Source organism: Sphingomonas sp. GC_Shp_3 (assembly GCF_026540945.1).
Lineage (GTDB): Bacteria > Pseudomonadota > Alphaproteobacteria > Sphingomonadales > Sphingomonadaceae > Sphingomonas.
Window position 1 is genome coordinate 51,280 of sequence record NZ_JALNUT010000005.1, and the last position, 19,911, is coordinate 71,190.

14 protein-coding genes and 1 pseudogene are annotated in these 19,911 nt (G+C 65.8%); 5 read left to right on the plus strand and 10 right to left on the minus strand.

Going from position 1 to position 19,911, the window contains the following annotated elements; translation table 11 throughout:
• The first annotated feature begins 3 nt into the window (after window positions 1-3).
• Genes OXR00_RS11945 through OXR00_RS11955 form a run of 3 tightly spaced genes read left to right on the plus strand, consistent with a single transcriptional unit; the run spans window position 4 to window position 2,731 of the window.
• Window positions 4-732, plus strand: coding sequence for a cytochrome b/b6 domain-containing protein (locus OXR00_RS11945; protein ID WP_267388437.1), 729 nt, complete (start codon window positions 4-6; stop codon window positions 730-732).
• Window positions 729-1,487 (plus strand): molybdopterin-dependent oxidoreductase, encoded by a 759-nt coding sequence (locus tag OXR00_RS11950; protein WP_267388438.1) that lies wholly within the window; start codon window positions 729-731, stop codon window positions 1,485-1,487. The genes OXR00_RS11945 and OXR00_RS11950 overlap by 4 nt, the downstream gene beginning before the upstream one ends.
• Window positions 1,488-1,504: 17 nt before the next feature.
• Window positions 1,505-2,731 (plus strand): cyclopropane-fatty-acyl-phospholipid synthase family protein, encoded by a 1,227-nt coding sequence (locus tag OXR00_RS11955; RefSeq protein ID WP_267388439.1) that lies wholly within the window; start codon window positions 1,505-1,507, stop codon window positions 2,729-2,731.
• A gap of 60 nt (window positions 2,732-2,791) precedes the next feature.
• Here the strand turns inward: OXR00_RS11955 and OXR00_RS11960 are convergent, their stop codons facing one another.
• From OXR00_RS11960 to araD1, 10 genes and pseudogenes are all read right to left on the minus strand, one after another.
• Entirely contained in the window at window positions 2,792-3,763 is a 972-nt protein-coding gene (locus tag OXR00_RS11960; RefSeq protein WP_267388440.1) for an agmatine deiminase family protein, read from the minus strand.
• Between the two features lie 10 nt (window positions 3,764-3,773).
• Window positions 3,774-5,399 (minus strand): M28 family metallopeptidase, encoded by a 1,626-nt coding sequence (locus tag OXR00_RS11965; protein ID WP_267388441.1) that lies wholly within the window; start codon window positions 5,397-5,399, stop codon window positions 3,774-3,776.
• Window positions 5,400-5,466: 67 nt separating this feature from the next.
• Window positions 5,467-7,551, minus strand: coding sequence for a discoidin domain-containing protein (locus OXR00_RS11970; RefSeq protein WP_267388442.1), 2,085 nt, complete (start codon window positions 7,549-7,551; stop codon window positions 5,467-5,469).
• Window positions 7,551-10,451 (minus strand): TonB-dependent receptor, encoded by a 2,901-nt coding sequence (locus OXR00_RS11975; protein ID WP_267388443.1) that lies wholly within the window; start codon window positions 10,449-10,451, stop codon window positions 7,551-7,553. Before OXR00_RS11975 ends, OXR00_RS11970 begins: the two co-directional genes overlap by 1 nt.
• Before the next feature lie 188 nt (window positions 10,452-10,639).
• Complete coding sequence (locus OXR00_RS11980; protein WP_276593066.1) at window positions 10,640-11,869, minus strand: glycoside hydrolase family 27 protein; 1,230 nt, start codon at window positions 11,867-11,869, stop codon at window positions 10,640-10,642.
• A gap of 38 nt (window positions 11,870-11,907) precedes the next feature.
• Window positions 11,908-13,017: pseudogene (locus OXR00_RS11985) on the minus strand (glycoside hydrolase family 43 protein); the annotation flags it as partial.
• 3 nt (window positions 13,018-13,020) lie between these two features.
• Window positions 13,021-14,031, minus strand: a complete 1,011-nt coding sequence (locus OXR00_RS11990) for an arabinan endo-1,5-alpha-L-arabinosidase (RefSeq protein ID WP_267388446.1) — start codon at window positions 14,029-14,031, stop codon at window positions 13,021-13,023.
• Between the two features lie 23 nt (window positions 14,032-14,054).
• Entirely contained in the window at window positions 14,055-15,644 is a 1,590-nt protein-coding gene (locus tag OXR00_RS11995; protein ID WP_267388447.1) for an alpha-L-arabinofuranosidase C-terminal domain-containing protein, read from the minus strand.
• A 16-nt stretch (window positions 15,645-15,660) separates the two neighbouring features.
• Window positions 15,661-16,590, minus strand: coding sequence for a Gfo/Idh/MocA family oxidoreductase (locus OXR00_RS12000; RefSeq protein WP_267388448.1), 930 nt, complete (start codon window positions 16,588-16,590; stop codon window positions 15,661-15,663).
• A 4-nt stretch (window positions 16,591-16,594) separates the two neighbouring features.
• Complete coding sequence (gene araD1, locus OXR00_RS12005; protein WP_267388449.1) at window positions 16,595-17,587, minus strand: AraD1 family protein; 993 nt, start codon at window positions 17,585-17,587, stop codon at window positions 16,595-16,597.
• Window positions 17,588-17,808: 221 nt separating this feature from the next.
• Here araD1 and OXR00_RS12010 point away from each other — a divergent pair, with 221 nt between their 5' ends.
• Window positions 17,809-18,564, plus strand: a complete 756-nt coding sequence (locus tag OXR00_RS12010; RefSeq protein WP_267388450.1) for a FadR/GntR family transcriptional regulator — start codon at window positions 17,809-17,811, stop codon at window positions 18,562-18,564.
• 109 nt (window positions 18,565-18,673) lie between these two features.
• The gene (locus tag OXR00_RS12015; protein ID WP_267388451.1) at window positions 18,674-19,822 is read left to right on the plus strand and encodes an aldose epimerase family protein; all 1,149 of its coding nucleotides are present in this window, start codon (window positions 18,674-18,676) and stop codon (window positions 19,820-19,822) included.
• Window positions 19,823-19,911 lie beyond the last annotated feature (89 nt).

Below are 19,911 nucleotides of genomic sequence, written 5' to 3' on the forward strand. Positions count from 1 at the left end.
ACCATGACAGACACCGATCCCCCGCCCGCCAGCACGCCGCGCACGATCTATCGGCACCGGATCGCCACGCGGGCCTGGCATTGGGTGAACGCGGTGACGCTGTTCATCATGCTCGGCAGCGGGCTCACCATCCTCAACGCGCACCCGCATCTGTATTGGGGTGCGTACGGCGCGAACTTCGACCATCCGTGGCTGAACACGATTCACTGGCCCAGCTACGTGACCATCCCGGCGCACTATAACCTCGCGATCGCGCGGCGCTGGCACCTGCTGTTCGCGTATGTGCTGTCGTTCGGGCTGCTCGGCTATATGGTGGTCAGCCTCCTCAACCGGCATTTCCTGCGCAAGCTGCGGGTGCGGGTGCGCGATCTGTCGGCGGCGAACCTGTGGCATGACGTGCGCGAACATCTCGCCATGCGCTTCCACGATCCGGCCGATCCGCAGGCCTATAACATCTTCCAGAAACTGTCGTATGTCGGCGTGATCTTCGTGCTGATCCCGACGATGATCCTGACCGGTCTCGCCATGTCGCCGTTCATGGACGCGGCATGGCCGTGGTTGCTCGATCTGTTCGGCGGGCGGCAGTCGGCGCGTTCGATCCACTTTATCGCCGCCGCCGCGCTGACCGGCTTCATCGTCATCCATCTGACGCTGGTGATTTTGGCAGGGCCGATCAATGAGGTACGGTCCATGATTACCGGGCGCTGGCGCGTGCCGGAGGAGGAGGCATGACGCTGCTGACCCGCCGCACGCTGATTGCCGGCAGCGCCGCCGGTGCCGGGTTGCTGCTGTCCGGCTGCGACAAGGTGGCGCAGGTGCCGGCGTTTCGGAAGATTCTGTTCTCGGGCGAGATCATGAATCGCGGCCTGCAACGCGCGCTGTCGAACCGAGCCGCGCTCGCGCCCGAGTTCACGACGGCGGAGATGTCGCCCCGTTTTCGCGTCAACGGCACGCACAATCCCGGCACGCCCGACTACACCGCGATGGTGGCGGAGAACTTCGCGCACTGGCGGCTGAAGGTCGGCGGTTTGGTGGCGCGGCCGCTCAACCTGTCGCTGGCGCAGGTACGAAGCCTGCCTACGCGCACGCAGATCACCCGCCACGATTGCGTCGAGGGATGGAGCGCGATCGGCAAATGGCACGGGCCGCAGCTCGGCACCTTGCTGAAGGCGGCGGGTCTCCGCGACACCGCGCGCTACGTCGTGTTCACCTGCGCGGACCTCTACAACGGTCAGCCCTATTACGAATCGATCGATCTGCTCGACGCGTTTCACCCGCAGACCATCCTCGCCTGGGCGCTCAACGACCGGGTGCTCGATGTCGGCCACGGCGCGCCGCTGCGGCTTCGCGTGGAACGGCAGCTTGGCTACAAACATGCCAAGTATCTGATGCAGATCAACGCGGTAGCATCACTGGACGGAATCGGACGTGGCAAGGGCGGCTATTGGGAGGACAATGTCGATTACGATTGGTATGCGGGCATCTAATTGTTAACGGCTCGCGCATGGCTCTGATCGACATGTTCCTCGCCGCGCGGGTCCAGCGCGGGCAGCTCACCGTCCACCACGCCGACGGCACGACCAAGACGTTCGGCACGCCGACGCCCGGCTTCCCGCAGGTGACGATCCGCTTCACCGACAAAGGCGCGGCGGCCGCGATCGTGCGCGATCCCGCACTCGGCGCGGGCGAGGCGTACATGCACGGCCGCCTGGTCGTCGAACACGGCGATGTACGCGAGTTGATCAATCTGCTCAGCTCGAACGACCCATGGGAGACGGGCGCAAACCGGCTCGCCGCCGTGCCGATGCGCCGCGCGGTGGAGGCGGTGACGCACCGTATCGGCCGCATCAACATGGCGAAGCGGTCGAAGCGCAACGTCGCGCACCATTACGATCTGTCCGACCGGCTGTACGATCTCTTCCTCGATGCCGACCGACAATATAGCTGCGCGTACTTCACCGATCCCGCCAACGGGCTGGAGCAGGCGCAGGACGACAAGAAGGCGCATATCGCCGCCAAGCTGGCGCTCAAACCCGGCATGACCGTGCTTGATATCGGCTGCGGCTGGGGCGGCATGGCGCTGTACCTGCATGCCAAGACCGGCGCACAGGTGCTTGGCGTAACGCTGTCGGAAGAGCAGCTAAAGGTTGCACGCCGTCGCGCCGAGGAAGCAGGCGTCGCCGACAAGGTTCGCTTCGAACTGATCGACTATCGCCATGTGACGGGTACATTCGACCGGATCGTGTCGGTCGGCATGTTCGAGCATGTCGGACCGGCGCATTACCGCACCTTCTTTCGCAAGTGTCGCGACCTGCTCACCGACGACGGCGTCATGCTGCTCCACACCATCGGCCGCGCCGGTAAGCCGGGCGTAACCGACAAGTGGACGACCAAATACATCTTTCCGGGCGGCTATAACCCGGCGCTGTCCGAAATCGCAGCGTCCTACGAAGGGCTGCGGATGATGATGACCGACGTGGAGGTGTTGCGGCTGCATTACGCCTACACGCTCGACGCCTGGTACGAACGCACGGTGGCGGCGCGCGAGGCGATCGTCAGCCTGTATGACGAGCCGTTCTACCGTATGTGGCAATTCTATCTAGCGGCCGCGGCATCGGCTTTCCGCTTCGGCGGCTTGGTCAACTACCAGCTTCAGTTCTCGCGCAACCGCCACGCACTGCCGATGACGCGCGATTATATGGTTGAAGGTGAGCGGGCGCTGCGGGGATGATCCGCGCCGCGTGAAACACCTTTGGGCGTACCATAGCCCGGCTCTGGTACGCCCGTTGGATCAGGCTGGGATCTGCTGGCTGATGCAGTGGAAGCTGCCGCCGCCGGTCAGGATCGCGTCGGCGCGCAGGCCGGTCACCGCGCGGGTCGGGAACAGCGCCTGGATCGCCGCGACGGCCGCATCGTCGTTGGGTGCGCCGTAAAGCGGCACCACCACGGCGGCATTGCCGATGTAGAAGTTCATGTAGCTCGCCGGAATAACCTCGTCGTCGCGCAGCACGCGGCCCGGCGAAGGGATGCGCGTCACGTCGAGGCCTGCCGCCGCCGCCGCGTCCGCCGCTTGTGAGTATACCAGCCAGTTGGGGTCGTTCTCGGTCGCCTGTGGGATCGCCACCACGCCGGGCGCGACGAAACGGGCGAGATTGTCGACATGGCCATCGGTATGGTCGTTGAGCAGCCCGTCGCCGAGCCAGACGATCTCTCCGAAGCCGAGATCCGCCTTCAGACGCGCCGCGATCTCGTCCTGCGAAAGATCGGGGTTGCGGTTGTGGTTGAGCAGGCACTGCCGGGTGGTGACGACACGACCGGTGCCGTCGCCGTCGATCGCGCCGCCTTCCAGCACCCAGTCGCAGCGCTCCACCGCCACATCGATCGTGTCGGCAAGGCGCAGGCCGATATCGTCGTCGCCGGGCAGATCGTATTTGCCGCCCCAGCCGTTGAAGCGGAATGCGCGCGCCGTGCCGTCGCCGGTCAGGATCGGGCCGGTATCACGTAGCCAGATGTCACCGAACGGCTGCACCACCACCTCGGCCACGTCCCCCGCCACGCGCACCGCAGCGCGCGCCGCCTCGTCATCGGCGGCGACCAGGATGACCTGCTCGCCCTCGCCCTCGGCATGAACCGCGCGTGCGAACGCGGCGACTTCCTCCCGTGCCGGTTCGAGATCGTCTTCCCACAGTTCGGGGTGGCTTGGGAAACCGATCCAGACGGCCTTGTGCGGCGCCCATTCAGGTGGAGGGACGATGTTCGGCATAGCTCAAGTCCTAGTGTGCGGCGGCGCGGCTCTTATCGCGAATCGCGCGGAATTCGGCGGTCTTGTACCAATTCGGCCATTGATCGCCATCGGCGAGTTCGCGGCCCAGTCGGTAATAAAGCGTGAGATCCTCGACCGCCCCCGACCAATCCCACTTGGGGTCATATTCGTCCTGCGGCTTGTGATAGCGGTTGGCGATATAGTCGAGCGTCGCGGCATGGCCTGCCGCCTCGCCACCGACCAGCAGATCCTCGCCGGCACCGCCATCGAACATCGGCACGCCCAGTTTGGCGAAGCTGAAATGATCCGAGCGGAAGTAGCTGCCGCGCTCCGGGTTGGGTTCGGGTTTCACCACCCTGCCCTCCGCCTCGACCAGCGTCTTCATCAGGTCCTCAAGCTCGGACTTGCCCGCGCCGGTGATCTCGAAATCATGGGTGCGGCCCTTTACGTTGAGCACGTCCATGTTGACCCCGCCGACCGTTTCGCTGAGCGGATAGACCGGATGCTCGGCATAATAGCGCGAGCCGAGCAGCCCGGCTTCTTCCGCCGTCACCGACAGGAACACGATCGAGCGGCGCGCCGGACCCGCCTTCACCTGCGCCTGGGCAAGCGCGACGAGGCCGGCCACCCCGCTGGCATTGTCGAGCGCGCCGTTGCAGATGCCGTCACCCTTGACCGGGTCGCAATGGCCAAGGTGATCCCAATGTGCGGAGTACAGCACGTATTCGCTCGGCGCGGTCTTGCCGGGCAGAATGCCGATGACGTTCTTCGAGGCCTGCCGGCGGATCGTATTGTCGAACGACACCGACGCCTTCACCCCGAGCGGCACCGCGCGAAAGCCCTTGTGCTTGGCCGTTTCACTCAGCGCGGCGAAATCCTTGCCAGCACTCGCGAACAGCGCCTTGGCCTTGTCGAGCTGCATCCAGCCGACCGCCGCGCTCTCGGTCATGTGGTCGCCCGCCTCGTCAAGTTCGAGCTGCGGGCCGGTGTTGCTCGACTGGACGACGCCCCAGCCATACGCCGCCGGCTCGGTGTCGTGGACGATGATCGCGGCAGCGGCGCCCTGTCGCGCGGCCTCCTCGTACTTGTAGGTCCAGCGGCCGTAATAGGTCATCGCCTTGCCCTCGAACAGGCCGGTGCGCGCCGCCGATTGCCAGTCGGGATCGTTGACGAGGATGACCACCGTCTTGCCCTTCACGTCGAGCCCGGCATAGTCGTTCCAGCCGCGTTCGGGCGCGTTGATGCCGTAGCCGACGAACACGACATCGCTGTCCGTGATCGCGATATGCGGCACGACCCGGTAGCTTTTCAGCACCACGTCGCTGCGGAACGCGAGCGCGAGCGGCGCACTGCCGCCGGTGATGGTGAGCGGCGAGACGTTGGTGGCGGTGATCTCGACCAGCGGCACCTTCTGGAACCAGCCGCCGTCGACGCCCGGCTTCAGCCCCGCCGCCTTGAACTGCGCGACGATGTAGGCGGTGGTCTTGTCCTCGGCCGGGGTGGTTGGCTTACGCCCTTCGTATGCGTCGGACGACAGCGTCTGCGTAACGGACTTGAGCGTATCCACCGAGATGGCGGGCGTCTGCGCAAGCGCAGGCGTGGCAAGCAGCGACAGGCCGAGCAGAGAAGCGCGCATCAACATTCCCCCGAAGTGTTATCCGGCGGTTGTGGCAGTGCGCTCGCAAGCGCGCAACCGGTGGCGATCAGAACAGCTTGATCTCGGCGAGGCGGACCTGCGCGCCGGGCGCCTTGCGGATGACGAGGCGGACCGCGGTCGTTCGGACCGGCTGGAAGGTGACCGCAGCGGTCGCGTTGGCGCGCGGTGCGCCCCGCTGCGTCGGAAGCGGTCGCCACTGGCCGTCTGCCTGGTATTCGAGGGCGTAGCTGTCGGGCGCGGCAAACGCGCCGCCGGCGAAGAACGACAGTTCCGCGCGGGTGAGCGTGACGGGCTTGCCGAAATCGACCGCAAACCATTCGTCGCGGGTCGCGCCGGTCGACTCCCAGCCGTTGGGCAGTTCGGGCATGAACCACACGCGCCCGTCGATGCCCTGATGCAGCCGTTCGGGGTCGGTGCCGCTCGATGCGGTCGGCCTGGGATAGTCGCTACGGACGAGGCTGATCGATTGCGCGCTTGGCCGGACGATCACGGGGTTCGGCGCGGCGGGAACCGGTACCACCAGCTTGCCGAGCTCCGCGCGCGACGCGACCAGTGCCCCATCGAGATAGACGCTCAAACCCGCGCGCCCACGATAATGCCGCCCGTCGGCATCGTAGAACAGCGAGAGCAGCCGCCCGTGATACGGCACGTCCTGCACCGCGAACCAGCGCAGTCGATCCCTGCTGCGGTCGTTCACCGGCAGCAGCGGGTCGATCACCACGCTGTCGTCCGCCTGCGGCTCTATCCCGGCGAGGCCGGAGATCACCAGATCGTCGAAGCCGCTGTGGAAATAATGGTGGCTGCGCGGCAGGCCGACGATCGGCTTGCCGGTGGCGGGATCGTAATCTTCCTCCAGATCGAGCTTTCCGCCCTGATAATGCATGCCCGCATATTGCCGCAGCAGCCGCAGGTAATCGCCGCGCCCGATCGCGCCGTCCGGCCCGGCGTGGAGGCGGTTGGCGAGGCCGGTCAGCACCTGTGTCGTCTGGAACGGCCAGATCGGGCCGTTCCACTGGCATTCGCGCGATCCGGTCGCCGCGTCATAGCGGTACTGACGCATGTAATATTGGTAGCTCGGCTCGGTCGTGCGCAGGCCCGCCGGGCCGCCGAGCTGATCGGCGGCAAGGATGTGTTTCCACGCGCCGTCATACTTCGGTTCCGCGCCGATCAGGCCGAACGTCCACGGCAGATACCCGACCAGTTCGCGCGCGCGGATCTGGTCCCAGTAATGCACATACTGATCGTCGACCTTGTACCGGTCGATGAAATGATCCTGCCGGTCGCTCCACAGCGCGTCGAGCACACGGCCACGCAGTCGTTCCACGCGGGCGGCGTAATCGGCCGCGGTCGCGCGGTCACCGGCGAGCGCGGCAAAGCGGCTGATCGCCAGTGCGTTGGCATATTGATAGCTGTTGATCGACGGGCGGAACGCATCGCCGCCGCGAAAGCCGTCCTTGCCGCCCGAAGCGTCGATCGAGGAGACGGTGTACTCGGTCGCGTCGAGCAGCGGCTCGATCCAGTACAGCCCCTTGGTGAAATCGAACCGATCGTCCCACAGACCATAGACGTGGCGCATCGCCGGCAACAGCGCGAGCGCGGCTTGGCTGTCGTGATCGACCAGATACCGACCCCATGCGGCATCGGCGATCGCCTCGCTGAAATGCCGGTCATTGCCGCCATCGAGATAGAGGAAGCGCAGGTAATCATCGGCAAAGCGGCGGTCGCGCAGCCAGCGCCCCTCGGCGATGTGGAAGGCGGTGGCATCGTTGAGGCTGGCATAGGGCTCGCGCTGCCAACCGACATCGTTGAGAAATTCGGTGGAAATATAGCCTTTCGCACCGAGATCGCGCTGGTGTGCGCGGAACACCTGCCAGCGGTAGTAATACACCGCGTTCAGCGTCTCGTCGGAACTGTCGAACAGCGGGATGCGATCGCGATACCAGTCGGCGTCGTTGCCGTAGCGGTGCTGGAGGATGGTGTCGCGCGCCAGGCGCGGAGTCGGCGGCGAAGGCGCCGCCGCCAGCAACAGCGGGGCTGCGCACAGCATCGCCGTGCGCACTGCCCGCAGCGACGATCCGGCACGACCGATCGCCCGGATGAGCGAGGTACGTCGGCCGGATCGCGCGAGCATCACCGGAACCCGTATCGCACGCCGAGCGCGAAGGTCCGCGCCAACAGGGTGGTAGCGAGATTGTCCGTCACCGGACCACCGGCATCGCCGAACTTGTAATAGGTCTGCTGCGTCGAGTTGGTCAGGTTGGTCGCGTCGAACGTGACGCCGAGCCGCTTGGTGAGCGCATAGGTAAGCTGCACGTCGAGGCTCTTTTCAGGCGTGCGCCACACGCCGATCGGGTTGGCGAACAGCCGCGCCTCGTTGTTGGCGAGGAACTCCTTGCGCCACACGTACGAAACGCGCGCGCCGACGGGCCCGCGATCATAGGCGAGCGTCGCGTTGTACGACAGTTTCGACACGCCGAAGAACGGCGACTGGAACTGCCCGATCAGCGTACCCTTGGCATCGAACTGCGGAATGTTCTGGCTCGAATCGAGCACGGTCAGGCTGCCAACGAAGCCGAGGCCATCGAGCGGGCCCGGCAGGTAATGCGGGAAGTAGGTGACGCCGACCTCGACCCCCTTCAACACGCCGTTGGACGCATTGAGCGGCCGCGTAATCGCGAACGTGTTCGTGGCGCCCGCGACGATGCCATTGTTGGGAATGTTCTCGATCTGCGTGACCGGCACCACCAGCCCGTCGATCTCGCGACGGAAGCCGGTGACGGTGATCGCGCTGTCGCGGTCGAAATACCATTCCAGCGCGACGTCGTAGTTCCTCGACTGCGTCGGCCGCAGGTTGGCGGTGCCGGCGGAGCCAGACCCGTAGCCGACGTTGGTGAGATCGCCGGTCAGCGTGTAGTTGGGGTTGAGATCGGTGTAGTTCGGACGGCGCAGCGTCTCGCCGAAATTGGCGCGCAGCCGTAGCTTGTTGGTGATCTCGTAGCGCAGCGTCGCGCTCGGCAGGAACTTGCTGGTGGCGACCGAGGCGTCGGTCTCCGAAAAATTGTCGAGCCGGTTGAAGAACTGCGAATTGGTGTCGACCGTGACGAAGCGGACGCCCGCCTCGATCTGGAGCGGCCGACCGAAGATCGACAGCTCGCCGTCCGCCATCGCATAGGCGGCCATCGTCACCTCGTCGGTCTGGAAGACGCGGCCGAGCGTCAACTGGTCCGAGGTCTTGAGCTTGTAGAGCGAGCGCACCGTATCGGCATTGGCGTTCAGCCAATAACCGTTGGCGAGCACCCAGCTGCTCGGCACGTCGGCGCGGCCGTCAAAGAAGCCCGAGTTGGTGAAGGTCGCCCCGTCACCCAGCGAAGACAGCGGCATGCCGAGGTTGGCGGCGTCCTGCGTGCGGGTCGACACGTCCGCCTTACGATCGTCGATGCGCCAACCACCCTTGATGCGGCGCAGGAAGCCGCTGTCCCAGGTATATTCGCCGTCCAGCGTCGCGGTGATCGCGCTGCCGTGATCGCGCTCGGCATTGTCGTACAGCTGCGCGACGTTCCAGATCGCCGGGTTGGTCAGCAGCGAATCATCGTCGAAATGGTAGGACGGGATGCCGCCGCCGTGGTTGAAATCGACGTTGATCTGCTTGGCGGTGCGCTCGGTCCGCATCGCGATAAAGGAGGTGTTGTAGGTGCTGGTCTGATACGCGATGTCGGCGACGATCTTGCCGCGACCGCCGGCCACGTCCCACTTGCCGTTCAAGGCATAGACGAAGCTGTCGGTCTTGTTCTGGGTGTAGTCGCCGCTGTTGAAGCCGTAGACGTTGTTGGCGACGCGCGACTTCACGATGTTGGTGCCATCGTACAGCGTCGGTGCCTGCGGGTTGTCCCAGAAATCGACGAAGCTGAATTGCAGGCTGTTGAAGGTATTGCCGCGGAAGCCCGAGTAGAACGCCTCGGCGGTGTAGACCGAGCTGCTGTTCGGCGCCCACTGGAACGCGATGTTGGCGGACGGCCGCTCGCGCCGGCCGTACAGGTCGGAGCTGAACACCGCGTCGCGCGACAGGACGTAGGGCGTGGACACGCCGTTCACCAGCATGGAGGAGCCGGGCGCCGTTGCCAGCCCCGCATCGGTGCCGACCTGCCATGCGCCCAGCCCCGGCGCGGTGATGAACGCGCCAGTGGTCGGGTCGGTCGCCGCCGGGAAGATGCGCTGGAACGGCACGAGACCGGTGCCCGCCGCCGGGTTGAGCGTCGCGAACGGCACCAGCGCGCCCGCCGTTGCCGTCATGTCGCGGTAGTTGGTCTTGCTGTAGCTGCCGTTCACCAGCACGCCGATATCGCCGATGCCGGTTGTCCAACGATCGCTGACCAGCAGCGCGGCGTTCGGATTATAGCTGTCGGCCTGTTCGTTGTAGATGCCACGTGCGAGACCTGAAATAGCGAAGCCGTCGAAATCGAACGGGCGGCGCGTCTTCACATCAACCTGGCCAGCAAGACCGGTCTCGATCTGGTCGGCGGCGCGCGTCTTGTAGACGTCGACCGACTTGATGAGGTTGGCCGAGATATCCTGCAACGAGAAGGACTGGCCGGCGGCGGTGAAGATGTTGCGTCCGTTCAACGTCGTCAGCGCATCCGGCAGACCGCGGATCGAGATGCCGGCCGCCTCGCCGCCGCTGCGGTTGGTCACCTGGACGCCGGTGACACGCTGAAGCGCCTCGATCACGTTGTTGTCGGGCAGCTTGCCGACATCCTCGGCGACGATCGAGTCGACGATCTGCGTCGAATTCTTGCGCACGTTAAGCGCGCCGACGATCGACGCGCGCACGCCCTTCACGACGATCTCGTCTGTCTCGGGATTGCTGGACGGGATCGCCGTGTCCGCAGGCGCGGCGGTATTGTCGCCCGAGGCGGCGGTGGTGCCGCCGTCGCTTGGCGGTGTCGACTGCGTGGTGCTCTGCGCGAACGCCGGTCCGCCCGCGAGCAGCGCCAGCACCGAAACCGTGCCAAGGATCGTGCGATTCGTAGCCATGTCACATCCCCTCTTCAGACCGTTCTATGCGGTCATTAGTCCAACAATTAATCGATAGGCATTTGCCGCTGTCGCGCGGTGTCGTCAAGCATGGCGGCGCGATTTCAAAGCGGTGTGACGCAAAAGCTACCATGCGCTCACAACATATCTTGCGAGCCCTTATAATATGTCAACTTAAGTCGGAGTAATTAGTTGTCGGTTGCAACCTTTAACAAGGCTGCGCCGTGGGCAGATACCTCGGTGGCAACCACGCCGCGCATCGGGCCGAGCGGTACGCGCGCCCAGAGATCGCGCACATTCGCAGCACCCGCGATGCCAAGCCTGTCGAGCGGCAAGGCAACGCGCCGCTCCGCCTTCGAGGTGTTGAACAGCGCGACGTAATATCCCCTGCCCGGTGCCGCCGCGCTCCAGATCCGCGTGCCGTCCTCCAGATAATGCGGGCGGTTGTCGCTGCTCGCCTGGTTGACCGCGATCACCTCCGGGTTGGTGAGCAACGCGAGCGTCGCCGCGTCGAGATGGCGCAGGTCGCCACCCATGATGAGCGGGGAACGCGCAATCGACCACAAGGTCATCAGCGTACGCTGCTCGTCGGGCGTGAAGCGCGTATCGCGCGCGCCAAGCGCGAGCCTGCCAAGCGGCAGCATGTCGCCATCCGGCCAGCGTCCGTTGCCGGCATACGGACTCCAGTTCTCCAGACGGGTGAACTGAGCCTCCAGTTGCGGCCACTCGTCCCAGAAATCGTCGGCGATGCGCCACATCTCGGCATGGCGGCGGACGTGATCGGCGCGGACCAGCGGGGTTTCGCCGGGCGACAGGCTGAGAATCATCGGCCGCCCGGATCGCTCGATCGCACGCGCGACCGCCTCGATCTCGGGCGCGTGCGCGTCGTACGGGCGGCTCATGTCGTCGACCTTGACGAAATCGACGCCCCAGCGGGCGTATTGCGCATAGACGCTGTCGTAATAGGCCTGCGCGCCGGGCTTGCGCATGTCGACACCGTACATGTCTGGGTTCCACGCGCAGATGCTGGTCACGTCGGCGATATCGCGCGCGCGATAGGGCGTGCCGAGCACCGGCAGGTTAAGCTCCACCGCGAGGCGCGGAATGCCGCGCATGACGTGGATGCCGAAGCGCAGGCCGAGCGCGTGGACCTTCGCCGCAAGCGCCGCAAACCCCTGCCCGTTCGCCGCGGACGGAAAGCGGTTGGGCGCGGGCAGCACCCGGCCGTTCGCGTCCATCGTCGGCATCGGCTTGGCGCTGTAGGCGTAGCTGCTCGCGTCCGGCTCGTACCATTGGATATCGATGGTGAAGACGTCGTAGCCGGCGGGCAGCAGCTTGGCCGCCATGATCCGCGCGGTCTCGAGCGCCTGCGCCTCGGTGATCGTGGTGGCGAAGCTGTTCCAGCTATTCCACCCCATCGGCGGGCGCGGCGCGAGCGAGGGCCTGGCCCGCTCCGCCGCACCGGCGACCGCCGGCAGCGCCGCCGCCGCAACCCCGGCGGCGAGCAGTTCGCGGCGGCCTAGCCCGCTCACGCGCGCAGCGGCCCGTTGGCGACGGGCGCGCCAAAGTCGGGCACGCCGTCCGCCGTATAGCGGAACGGCTGGACGCGGGTGTGGCGATTGGGATCGAACAGCGGATCGCCCTTGATCTCGGCGTAATCGCGCGCGTGATAGACCAGCATGTCGCGGCCGCGTTCGTCGGTGGTGAAGCTGTTGTGGCCGGGGCCGAACACCTTGTGTTCCGGCGACGACTTGAACACCGGCGCCGGCGATTTCGACCAGTTCGCCGGGTCCATGATGTCGGCATCGTCGCGGCAGGTGAGCATGCCCATGCAGTAGCGCGCATCGGTCGCGCTGGCGGAGTAGGTCATGAACAGCCGGCCATTGCGCGCCAGCACCGCCGGCGCCTCGTTGACCTTATAGCCCCGCACCTCCCAGTCGAGCGTCGGCACCGACAGCCGCACCTGTTTGGCGGCGAGCGTCAGCGGCGTCTTCAGCGGCGCAAGATACAGGTTGCTGTTGGTGTCGATGCCGGGCTCGCGCTGCGCCCAGGCGAGGTAGCGCTGCCCTTTGTGCACGAACGAGGTCGAATCGAGGGTGAAGCTGTCCCAGTCGGTCTGCAACTGGCCGAGCACTTTCCAGGTGCCGGTCATCGGGTCCAGCCCGTCGCACACAACCGCATAGGTGCGGATGTGGAACACGTCGTCGCCACCACCGCTTGGGCCAGCGGCGTAATACATCGTCCAGCGGCCATCAACGAGATGCAGTTCAGGCGCCCAGATGAAGCCTGACATCGGCCCGGTCTTCTCATGCCGCCACAGCACCCGCTCGGGCGCGGTGGCAAGGCCAGCGATCGTGCGCGAGCGGCGCAGCACCAGTCGGTCGTACTCCGGCACCGATCCGGTCATGTAGTAAGTGCCGTCCGTATGGCGGAAGACCTGCGCGTCGGCGCGGTTCCTGACCAGCGGATTGACGATCACGGGCTTCGGCGCGACGCGCGCCAGCGCTGGCGTAGCGGTGAGTGCAGCGGCGGCGGCAACGAAGCCGCGTCGATTCAGGTCGGTCATGGTTCAATCCTCCGCTTGCGGCCAGCCGTCGGCGCCCCAGCGGATCGGGGCGATCCGGAGCGTCGGGGCACCATTCTTGTCTTTGTCATAGGCGTGATAGACGACGTAATCCTTGCCGTCCGTATCATGCAGGAACCCGGGGTGGCCGGGTCCGCGGAAACGCCCCTTCTCGGGCAGGTCGGCGCGCAGGAACACGGTACCGCCGCCGTTCAGCATGCTGCTGCCGTCCTTGCCGAGATACGGCCCGGTGATCTGCTTCGCGCGGGAGACCACGGTATAGTAGGTACTGTTCACGCCCTTGCAGCAATAATCGTAGCTCGCGAACAGCCAGTAGGCGCCGCCATGCCGGATGATGAACGGCGCTTCCACCGGAGCCGGCGCGCCGGCAGGCGCAGGCCGGTGCGCGATCGCGATCGGCTGGGCGGCGGGGTGGAGCGGCTTGCCGGTCGCGGGATCGAGTTCGACCAGCTTCAACCCACTCCAGAAGCTGCCGAAGCTCAGCCATTGCCGTCCGTCAGCGTCGATCGCAAGGTTCGGATCGATCGCGTTATAGTCGTTGGTGACCATCGACATCAGCACCAGCCCCTCGTCGCGCCAGCCGTAGCCAGGCGCGGCGGGATCAAGCGTCGGGCTGGTGGCCAGTCCGATCGCCGAGCGGTTCGAGCCGAATGTCGATACCGCATAGTACAGCCGCCAGCGCCCATTCACGAACGCTATGTCGGGCGCCCACATCCCTTTCGCCCCCGGCACCGCCTTTGTCGCCCAATCGGGCAGCGCGGTGAGCGGCGGCGACGCCTTCGTCCAGTGCACCAGATCGGGCGAGGTCTTCGCCGACAGGCCAGTGCCGAACACGTAATAGGTGCCGCGTTCCTTCGCGATCACCGGATCATGCGTCGGCACCAGATCGCCGGTCAGCCGACTGTTAAGCGTGGCGCCCGTGGGTGCCGGCGACTGCTGGGCACTCGCAAGACCTGCGAGTGCCAGCGCCGCCATGCCGAGAACGGCTCTCCGCATGGTCTTCTCCTGTTGCTCGACCGTTATTGCAGGTCGAGCATCACCACCGACTTCGCCGGCAGCGCGACGCTGAGCGTCGAACCGTCGATCCGCGCGCCGGTGAAGGCCGCTGGAGCCACCGCGTTCGGCGTGTTGAAGTCGTTATACGCGTTGATCGCCCCGGCGGTGAGGATCTGGCCCGACACCGCGCTCGCCGTGACTCCGGCGAGCCCGACGCTGACCGTGATCGGCTGGTTCGGGTTGAGGTTGGACAGCGCGACATGCACCTTGCCCGCCTTGTCCCGCACCGCCGATGCGCTGATCTGCGGCATCGTCCACTTGTCCTTGCCGTACCACGGCGACTTGATGTCGAGCGGCAGCACGGTCGCGTCCATGTACGGCTTGTACATCTGGTAGACGTAATAGGTCGGCGTCTTCACCATCTTGTCGCCTTCGGTGAGGATCATCGCCTGCAGCACGTTGACCATCTGCGCGATCGCCGTCACCCGCACGCGGTCAGCATGATGCGCGAAGATGTCGAGGTTGATCGACGCCACCAGCGCATCGCGCAGCGTGTTCTGCTGGCGCAGGAAGCCGGGGTTGGTGCCCGGGTCCGCCTTGTACCAAGTGCCCCATTCGTCCACCGCCAGGAAGACGCGCTTCTTGGGATCGTATTTGTCCATCACCGCGGCGTGCTTGGAGATCAGCTCCTCCATCCGCTCGGTATCGGACAGCGTTTCCGCCCAACCCGCTTCGTCGAACTGCGTCGAGGATGCCTTGGGCGGCCAGCCGCCGCCGCCGGGCACGGTGTAGTAATGCAGCGAGACGCCGTCGATCTGCCCGGCGGCGTCGCGCATCATGGTTTCGGTCCATTTGTAATCGTCGCCATTCGCGCCCGACGCGATCTTGACGATCCTGGTGCCCTCTGGCGCGACGATGAAGGTCGCGTAACGCTTGGTCTCGTCGGCGGCATATTCGGCGCGCATGTTGCCGCCGCAGCCCCACAGTTCGTTGCCGATGCCGAACAACGGCACCTTCCACGGCGCCTTGTGGCCGTTCCTGGCGCGTTCGTCGGCAAGGCTGCCGGCCGGTGCGGTCATATATTCGACCCACTCCGCCATCTCGCGCGGGGTGCCGTTGCCGACGTTGCCGGAGATGTACGGTTCGGACCCGAGCTGGTCCATCAGGTCCATGAACTCATGCGTGCCGACCGCGTTGGGTTCAGTCACGCCGCCCCAGTGGGTGTTGACCTTGACCGGGCGCTTGGCGGGCGCGCCGATGCCTTCCCGCCAGTGATATTCGTCCGCGAAGCACCCGCCGGGCCAACGCACCACCGGCACGCCGAGCTGCTTCAGCGCACCAACCACGTCGTTGCGGAAACCGTGCGTGTTGGGGATCTTGGAGTTCGTGCCGACCCACAGGCCGCCATAGATGCCGTTGCCGAGATGCTCGGCGAACTGGGTGAAGATGCGGCGATCATAGACCGGGCCGGGCGTATCGGCATGCAGCGTCACGCTGGCGGTGCCCGCCGGCGGCGGCGTCTCGGTCAACGGCACCGGTTGTTGCGCCACGCTTCCGGTGGCGCCGGCGACCAGCGCCGCGCCGGTCAGCATCATCTGCAGGAACTTCCGCATTATCATCCTCCCAGTTTTAATCGTTAAATGCTTCTACGCTCTCGCGTCGTGCCCGCAGGAATACATCGGCGACGAGCTTGAGCGGGCGTGTGTCGATCTCGCTGCGGCCGGTTCTTACCAGTGTGGCGAAATGTGCATAGAGGCCGGAATATTCGCGGTCCTCACCGTGAACGGCGCTGCCTGGCAGCGTCAGCACCGCGCCGCCGTTAGAGAGCGTGCAGGTACCGGCATCGGTTTCAACCACAATGTCCCAGCGTTGCGGCCCCGTCTGCCGCCAGTCGAGATCGACGTGGATGGTCATGCCGGCGGTACCGCAGAAGGTGAGGTCGGCGGCGATCGGCGCGGCGCGGTTGGCGGGAATCGCGAGCGTGCCGGCGCGCAGGAAGAACGGGCGCGGCAGGATATGCGTCGCGATCGACAGCGCATTAATGCCGGGATCGAACACGCCGAGGCCACCCGGCTGCCAGATCCAGGCCTGCCCCGGATGCCAGACCCTCACGTCCTCGCGCCACACGATCGACACGCTGTCGATCCGGCGTTCCGCCAACCATGCCCGCGCCGGCGCCACCCCGGCGGCGAAGCGCGAGTGCCATGCCGCGAACAACGTTACGCCGGTCTCGGCGGCTTGCGACTCCAACGCATCGACTTCGGCGAGTGTCGCGCCTGGTGGTTTTTCTAAAAAGACGTGAATACCGTGCGCCAGCGCCTGCGTGGCAAGATCGTAGCGCACCTGCGGCGGCGTACAGAGCGCGATCGCATCCACCGCCGGCCCGTCCGCCAGCAGCGCGTCGAGGCTGGCGCGGTGCGGCACACCCGCGACGGTCTGCTCCGCGAGCGGACTCACCGTCGCGGCGAGGCTGAACGCTTCGTCGCCCAGGATCGCGGGCAGATGCTGGTCGCGCGCGATCTTGCCCATGCCGACGATGGCGATGCGGATCGGGTCCACGAGGTCAGAGCGCCTTGACGACTGCCGGCTTGGCCTCGGCGCGAGCGAGCGGGTTACGCAGCGGCAGCGTGAACGGCGCCGCCGCAATCTCGAACACGTCTCCCACTTGCGTTTGCACCCCCGCGCTGAACGACAGCGTGGCGGTGCCGAAGAAGTGCACGTGCACGTCGCCCGGGCGGCGGAACAGGTCGTATTTGAAGTGATGATGTTCGAGATTGGCGAAGCTGTGCGACATGTTCGCCTCACCCGACAGGAATGGTTGCTCCCACAGCGTTTCGCCATCGCGCACGATGCGGCTGGTGCCCTCGACGTGGTCGGGCAGCGCGCCGACCAGCAGTTCCGGGCCGAGCGAGGCCTGCCGCAGCTTGGAATGTGCCAGCCACAGGTAATTATGCCGCTCGGTTACATGATCGCTGAATTCGTTGGCGAGGCAGATGCCGAGCCGGAACGGCGTACCGTCCGGCCCGATCAGGTAGATGCCGGCAAGCTCGGGCTCCTCTCCACCATCCTTGGCGAACGCGGGCATTTCCAGCGGCGCGCCGGGCGCGACGAGTTGCGAACCGTCACCCTTGTAGAACCATTCGGGCTGCTGGCCTTCCGCGCCGCCGGCGGGCTTGCCGCCGGCAACCCCCTCCTGAAACATGCGCATCGAATCGGTAAGCGTCTCGGCAGCAGCGGCTGCCTTGTGCATCTTGTCACGTCCCTCGGCCGAACCGAGGTGGGTAAGCCCGGTGCCGGCCAGGATCATGTGTGCGCTGTCGTCATGGTCGATCGGCGCGATGATCTCGCCGGCCGCGAAGGCTGCGGCGAGGTCGACGGTGTCGCCGGTGCCCAGCGCCGCCACTGCGGCCGCCAATCCGGTGCCGCTCTCGATCGCCTGCAACGCCAGTGCGCGGATCGACGCCACCCCGTTGACGAACGCTGCGCTGTCACCATCGGCGGCGATCACCGCTCGCGTGCCGGATGGTGTACGGTGCTGCAACAGGCGAAGCGCCATGCGATTAATCCTCTCTTCGGTGCGCGCACCGGGCGCGTTCTGCCGTCAAAGTACCTCGGCGCACCCAAAACCCCGACCAGACTCCCGCCTGGTTGGCGCGGTCAGCCCGACCGCTCGTGTCCGCCGTTCGATTACTCCTACTTATTTTTGCCAGCCGGACAATGCAATCTTTCGTTTTGAAACGGCGAAACGGCTGGTACGGCTGGCAGCGGGAGATAAGGATGACCGAACAGGACCAAGGCGTGGAAGGCGCGGTCGTAGAACGCACGCCGCGCGGCACCGGGCGCCGGCTAAACGGCGCGATCGCACACAAAATCGGCATAGCGATCGTCTCGGGCGCCTATGCGCCGGGCGATATCCTGTCGAGCGAGGTCGATTTCTCCGAAGCGCTCGACGTGTCGCGCGGCGCCTACCGCGAGGCGATCCGTGCGCTTGCGGCCAAGGGGCTGGTCGAAAGCCGGCCCAAGGCGGGCACACGCGTGCTGCCGCGCGCGCGCTGGAACTTGCTCGATCCCGACGTGCTGACCTGGGCCTTCGCGGGCGAGCCGGACGCGCAGTTCGTCCGCAACCTGTTCGAACTGCGCGCGGTGGTGGAACCGGCGGCGGCAGGGTTCGCGGCGGAGCGACGCGATCGCGACGATCTGCGGATCCTCAAGGACGCGCTCGGCCGAATGCGTCGCCATTCGCTCGCCACCGCGGCGGGCCGCGCCGCCGATCGCGATTTCCATGACGCGATCCTGCGCGCCACCCGCAACGACGCGATGATGGTGCTCGCCGCCAGCATCGGCACGGCGGTAAGCTGGACGACACAGTATAAACAGCGCGCGCGCGAGCTGCCGCGCAACCCTATCCCCGATCACGCCCGCGTCTACGACGCCATCGCAGCCGGCGACCCGGCCGCCGCAAATGCCGCCATGCGCATCCTCGTCGATCTCGCGCTGGAGGATACCGCCAGCGCCATGCAGAACTTCGCTTAGCCAGTCGTTTTGATGTGGCATCAGGGCCTTGCCCTGCCAATTCTTGTCTGACTATACATTTCATGCACAAGGCGCCGCATCGCTGGCGCTCCAGGAAGGGACTCAGAGGATGCTGAATATCTGGCGCGCCGGCGTGGCGGCTCTTGCCGTGGCGACCGCCTTCACTCCCTACGCGGCCAACGCCGCCGAAGCCAAGCGTGAGGCGGCAGGCACGCTTGCCGACGGTTCCGCGGTGGAAGCGGTGACGCTCTCCAACGGTCACGGCGTATCGGCGCGCATCCTCAACTACGGCGCGACGCTTCAGTCGCTGATCGCGCCGGATCGCGACGGTAAGCTCGCCGACATCGCACTCGGCTATGACGATGCGGCCACGTATCAGAGCCACCCCAACTACTTCGGCGCAACGATCGGGCGTTATGCCAACCGCATCGCGGGCGGCAAGTTCACGCTCGACGGCAAGACCTACCAGCTGCCGCTCAACGATAAGGTCAATTCGCTGCACGGTGGCGGCAAGGGGTTCGACAAGCAGGTCTGGAAGATCGTGTCGGTCAAATCGGGGCCGACTGCCTCGGTGGTGCTCGCCTATTCGAGCCCGGATGGCGACGCCGGCTACCCTGGCGCCCTTGATGCAACCGTCACCTACGCACTCGACGAGAGTGGCGCGCTGAAGGTCAGCTACGACGCGAAGACCACCAAGCCAACCGTCGTCAACATGACCAATCACAGCTTCTTCAATCTCGCCGGTGAAGGTGCGCCGGCCGGTGCGACCTTCCATACGCTGATGATCCCCGCCAAGGCGTACACCCCGGTCGACGCGCACCTGATCCCGACCGGCGAGCGTCGACCGGTCGAGGGCACCGTGTTCGACTTCCGCGCACCCCGCGTCATCGCCGAGGGCATCCGCGACGGGCGCGACGCGCAGATCCGCTTCGGCCAAGGCTACGATCATAATTTCGCGCTCGACAAGGGCCTGACCAAGACGCCGGAACTCGCCGCACGGCTGGAAGACCCGGCCTCGGGCCGCGTTCTTGAAGTGCTGAGTACCGAGCCTGGCGTGCAGTTCTACACTGGCAACTTCCTCGATGGCACGTTCGTCGGCAAGCATGGCCACGTCTATCGAATGGGCGATTCGGTCTCGCTCGAGCCGCAGAAGTTCCCGGACTCGCCCAACCATCCCGATTTCGTGTCGGCACGTGTCGATCCCGGCAAGCCGTACCACAGCGAGATGATCTTCAAACTGTCCGTCGCACCGCGCTAACGGCAGCAGCTTCGTTCCACGTGAAACCGTCCCGTTTGCGCATTGGAGCAGGCGGGACGGTTGCGTTTTGGCGACCGCTTTACGACGGT

What these genes read in the sequence shown, in the direction of transcription:
- OXR00_RS11995 (WP_267388447.1), bottom strand. Translation starts at nt 15,644, where the DNA reads ATGCGGAAGTTCCTGCAGATGATGCTGACCGGCGCGGCGCTGGTCGCC.
- OXR00_RS12015 (WP_267388451.1), top strand. Translation starts at nt 18,674, where the DNA reads ATGCTGAATATCTGGCGCGCCGGCGTGGCGGCTCTTGCCGTGGCGACC.
- araD1 (WP_267388449.1), bottom strand. Translation starts at nt 17,587, where the DNA reads ATGGCGCTTCGCCTGTTGCAGCACCGTACACCATCCGGCACGCGAGCG.
- OXR00_RS11990 (WP_267388446.1), bottom strand. Translation starts at nt 14,031, where the DNA reads ATGCGGAGAGCCGTTCTCGGCATGGCGGCGCTGGCACTCGCAGGTCTT.
- OXR00_RS11955 (WP_267388439.1), top strand. Translation starts at nt 1,505, where the DNA reads ATGGCTCTGATCGACATGTTCCTCGCCGCGCGGGTCCAGCGCGGGCAG.
- OXR00_RS11980 (WP_276593066.1), bottom strand. Translation starts at nt 11,869, where the DNA reads ATGGGGTGGAATAGCTGGAACAGCTTCGCCACCACGATCACCGAGGCG.
- OXR00_RS11950 (WP_267388438.1), top strand. Translation starts at nt 729, where the DNA reads ATGACGCTGCTGACCCGCCGCACGCTGATTGCCGGCAGCGCCGCCGGT.
- OXR00_RS11975 (WP_267388443.1), bottom strand. Translation starts at nt 10,451, where the DNA reads ATGGCTACGAATCGCACGATCCTTGGCACGGTTTCGGTGCTGGCGCTG.
- OXR00_RS11965 (WP_267388441.1), bottom strand. Translation starts at nt 5,399, where the DNA reads ATGCGCGCTTCTCTGCTCGGCCTGTCGCTGCTTGCCACGCCTGCGCTT.
- OXR00_RS12010 (WP_267388450.1), top strand. Translation starts at nt 17,809, where the DNA reads ATGACCGAACAGGACCAAGGCGTGGAAGGCGCGGTCGTAGAACGCACG.
- OXR00_RS11960 (WP_267388440.1), bottom strand. Translation starts at nt 3,763, where the DNA reads ATGCCGAACATCGTCCCTCCACCTGAATGGGCGCCGCACAAGGCCGTC.
- OXR00_RS11970 (WP_267388442.1), bottom strand. Translation starts at nt 7,551, where the DNA reads ATGCTCGCGCGATCCGGCCGACGTACCTCGCTCATCCGGGCGATCGGT.
- OXR00_RS11945 (WP_267388437.1), top strand. Translation starts at nt 4, where the DNA reads ATGACAGACACCGATCCCCCGCCCGCCAGCACGCCGCGCACGATCTAT.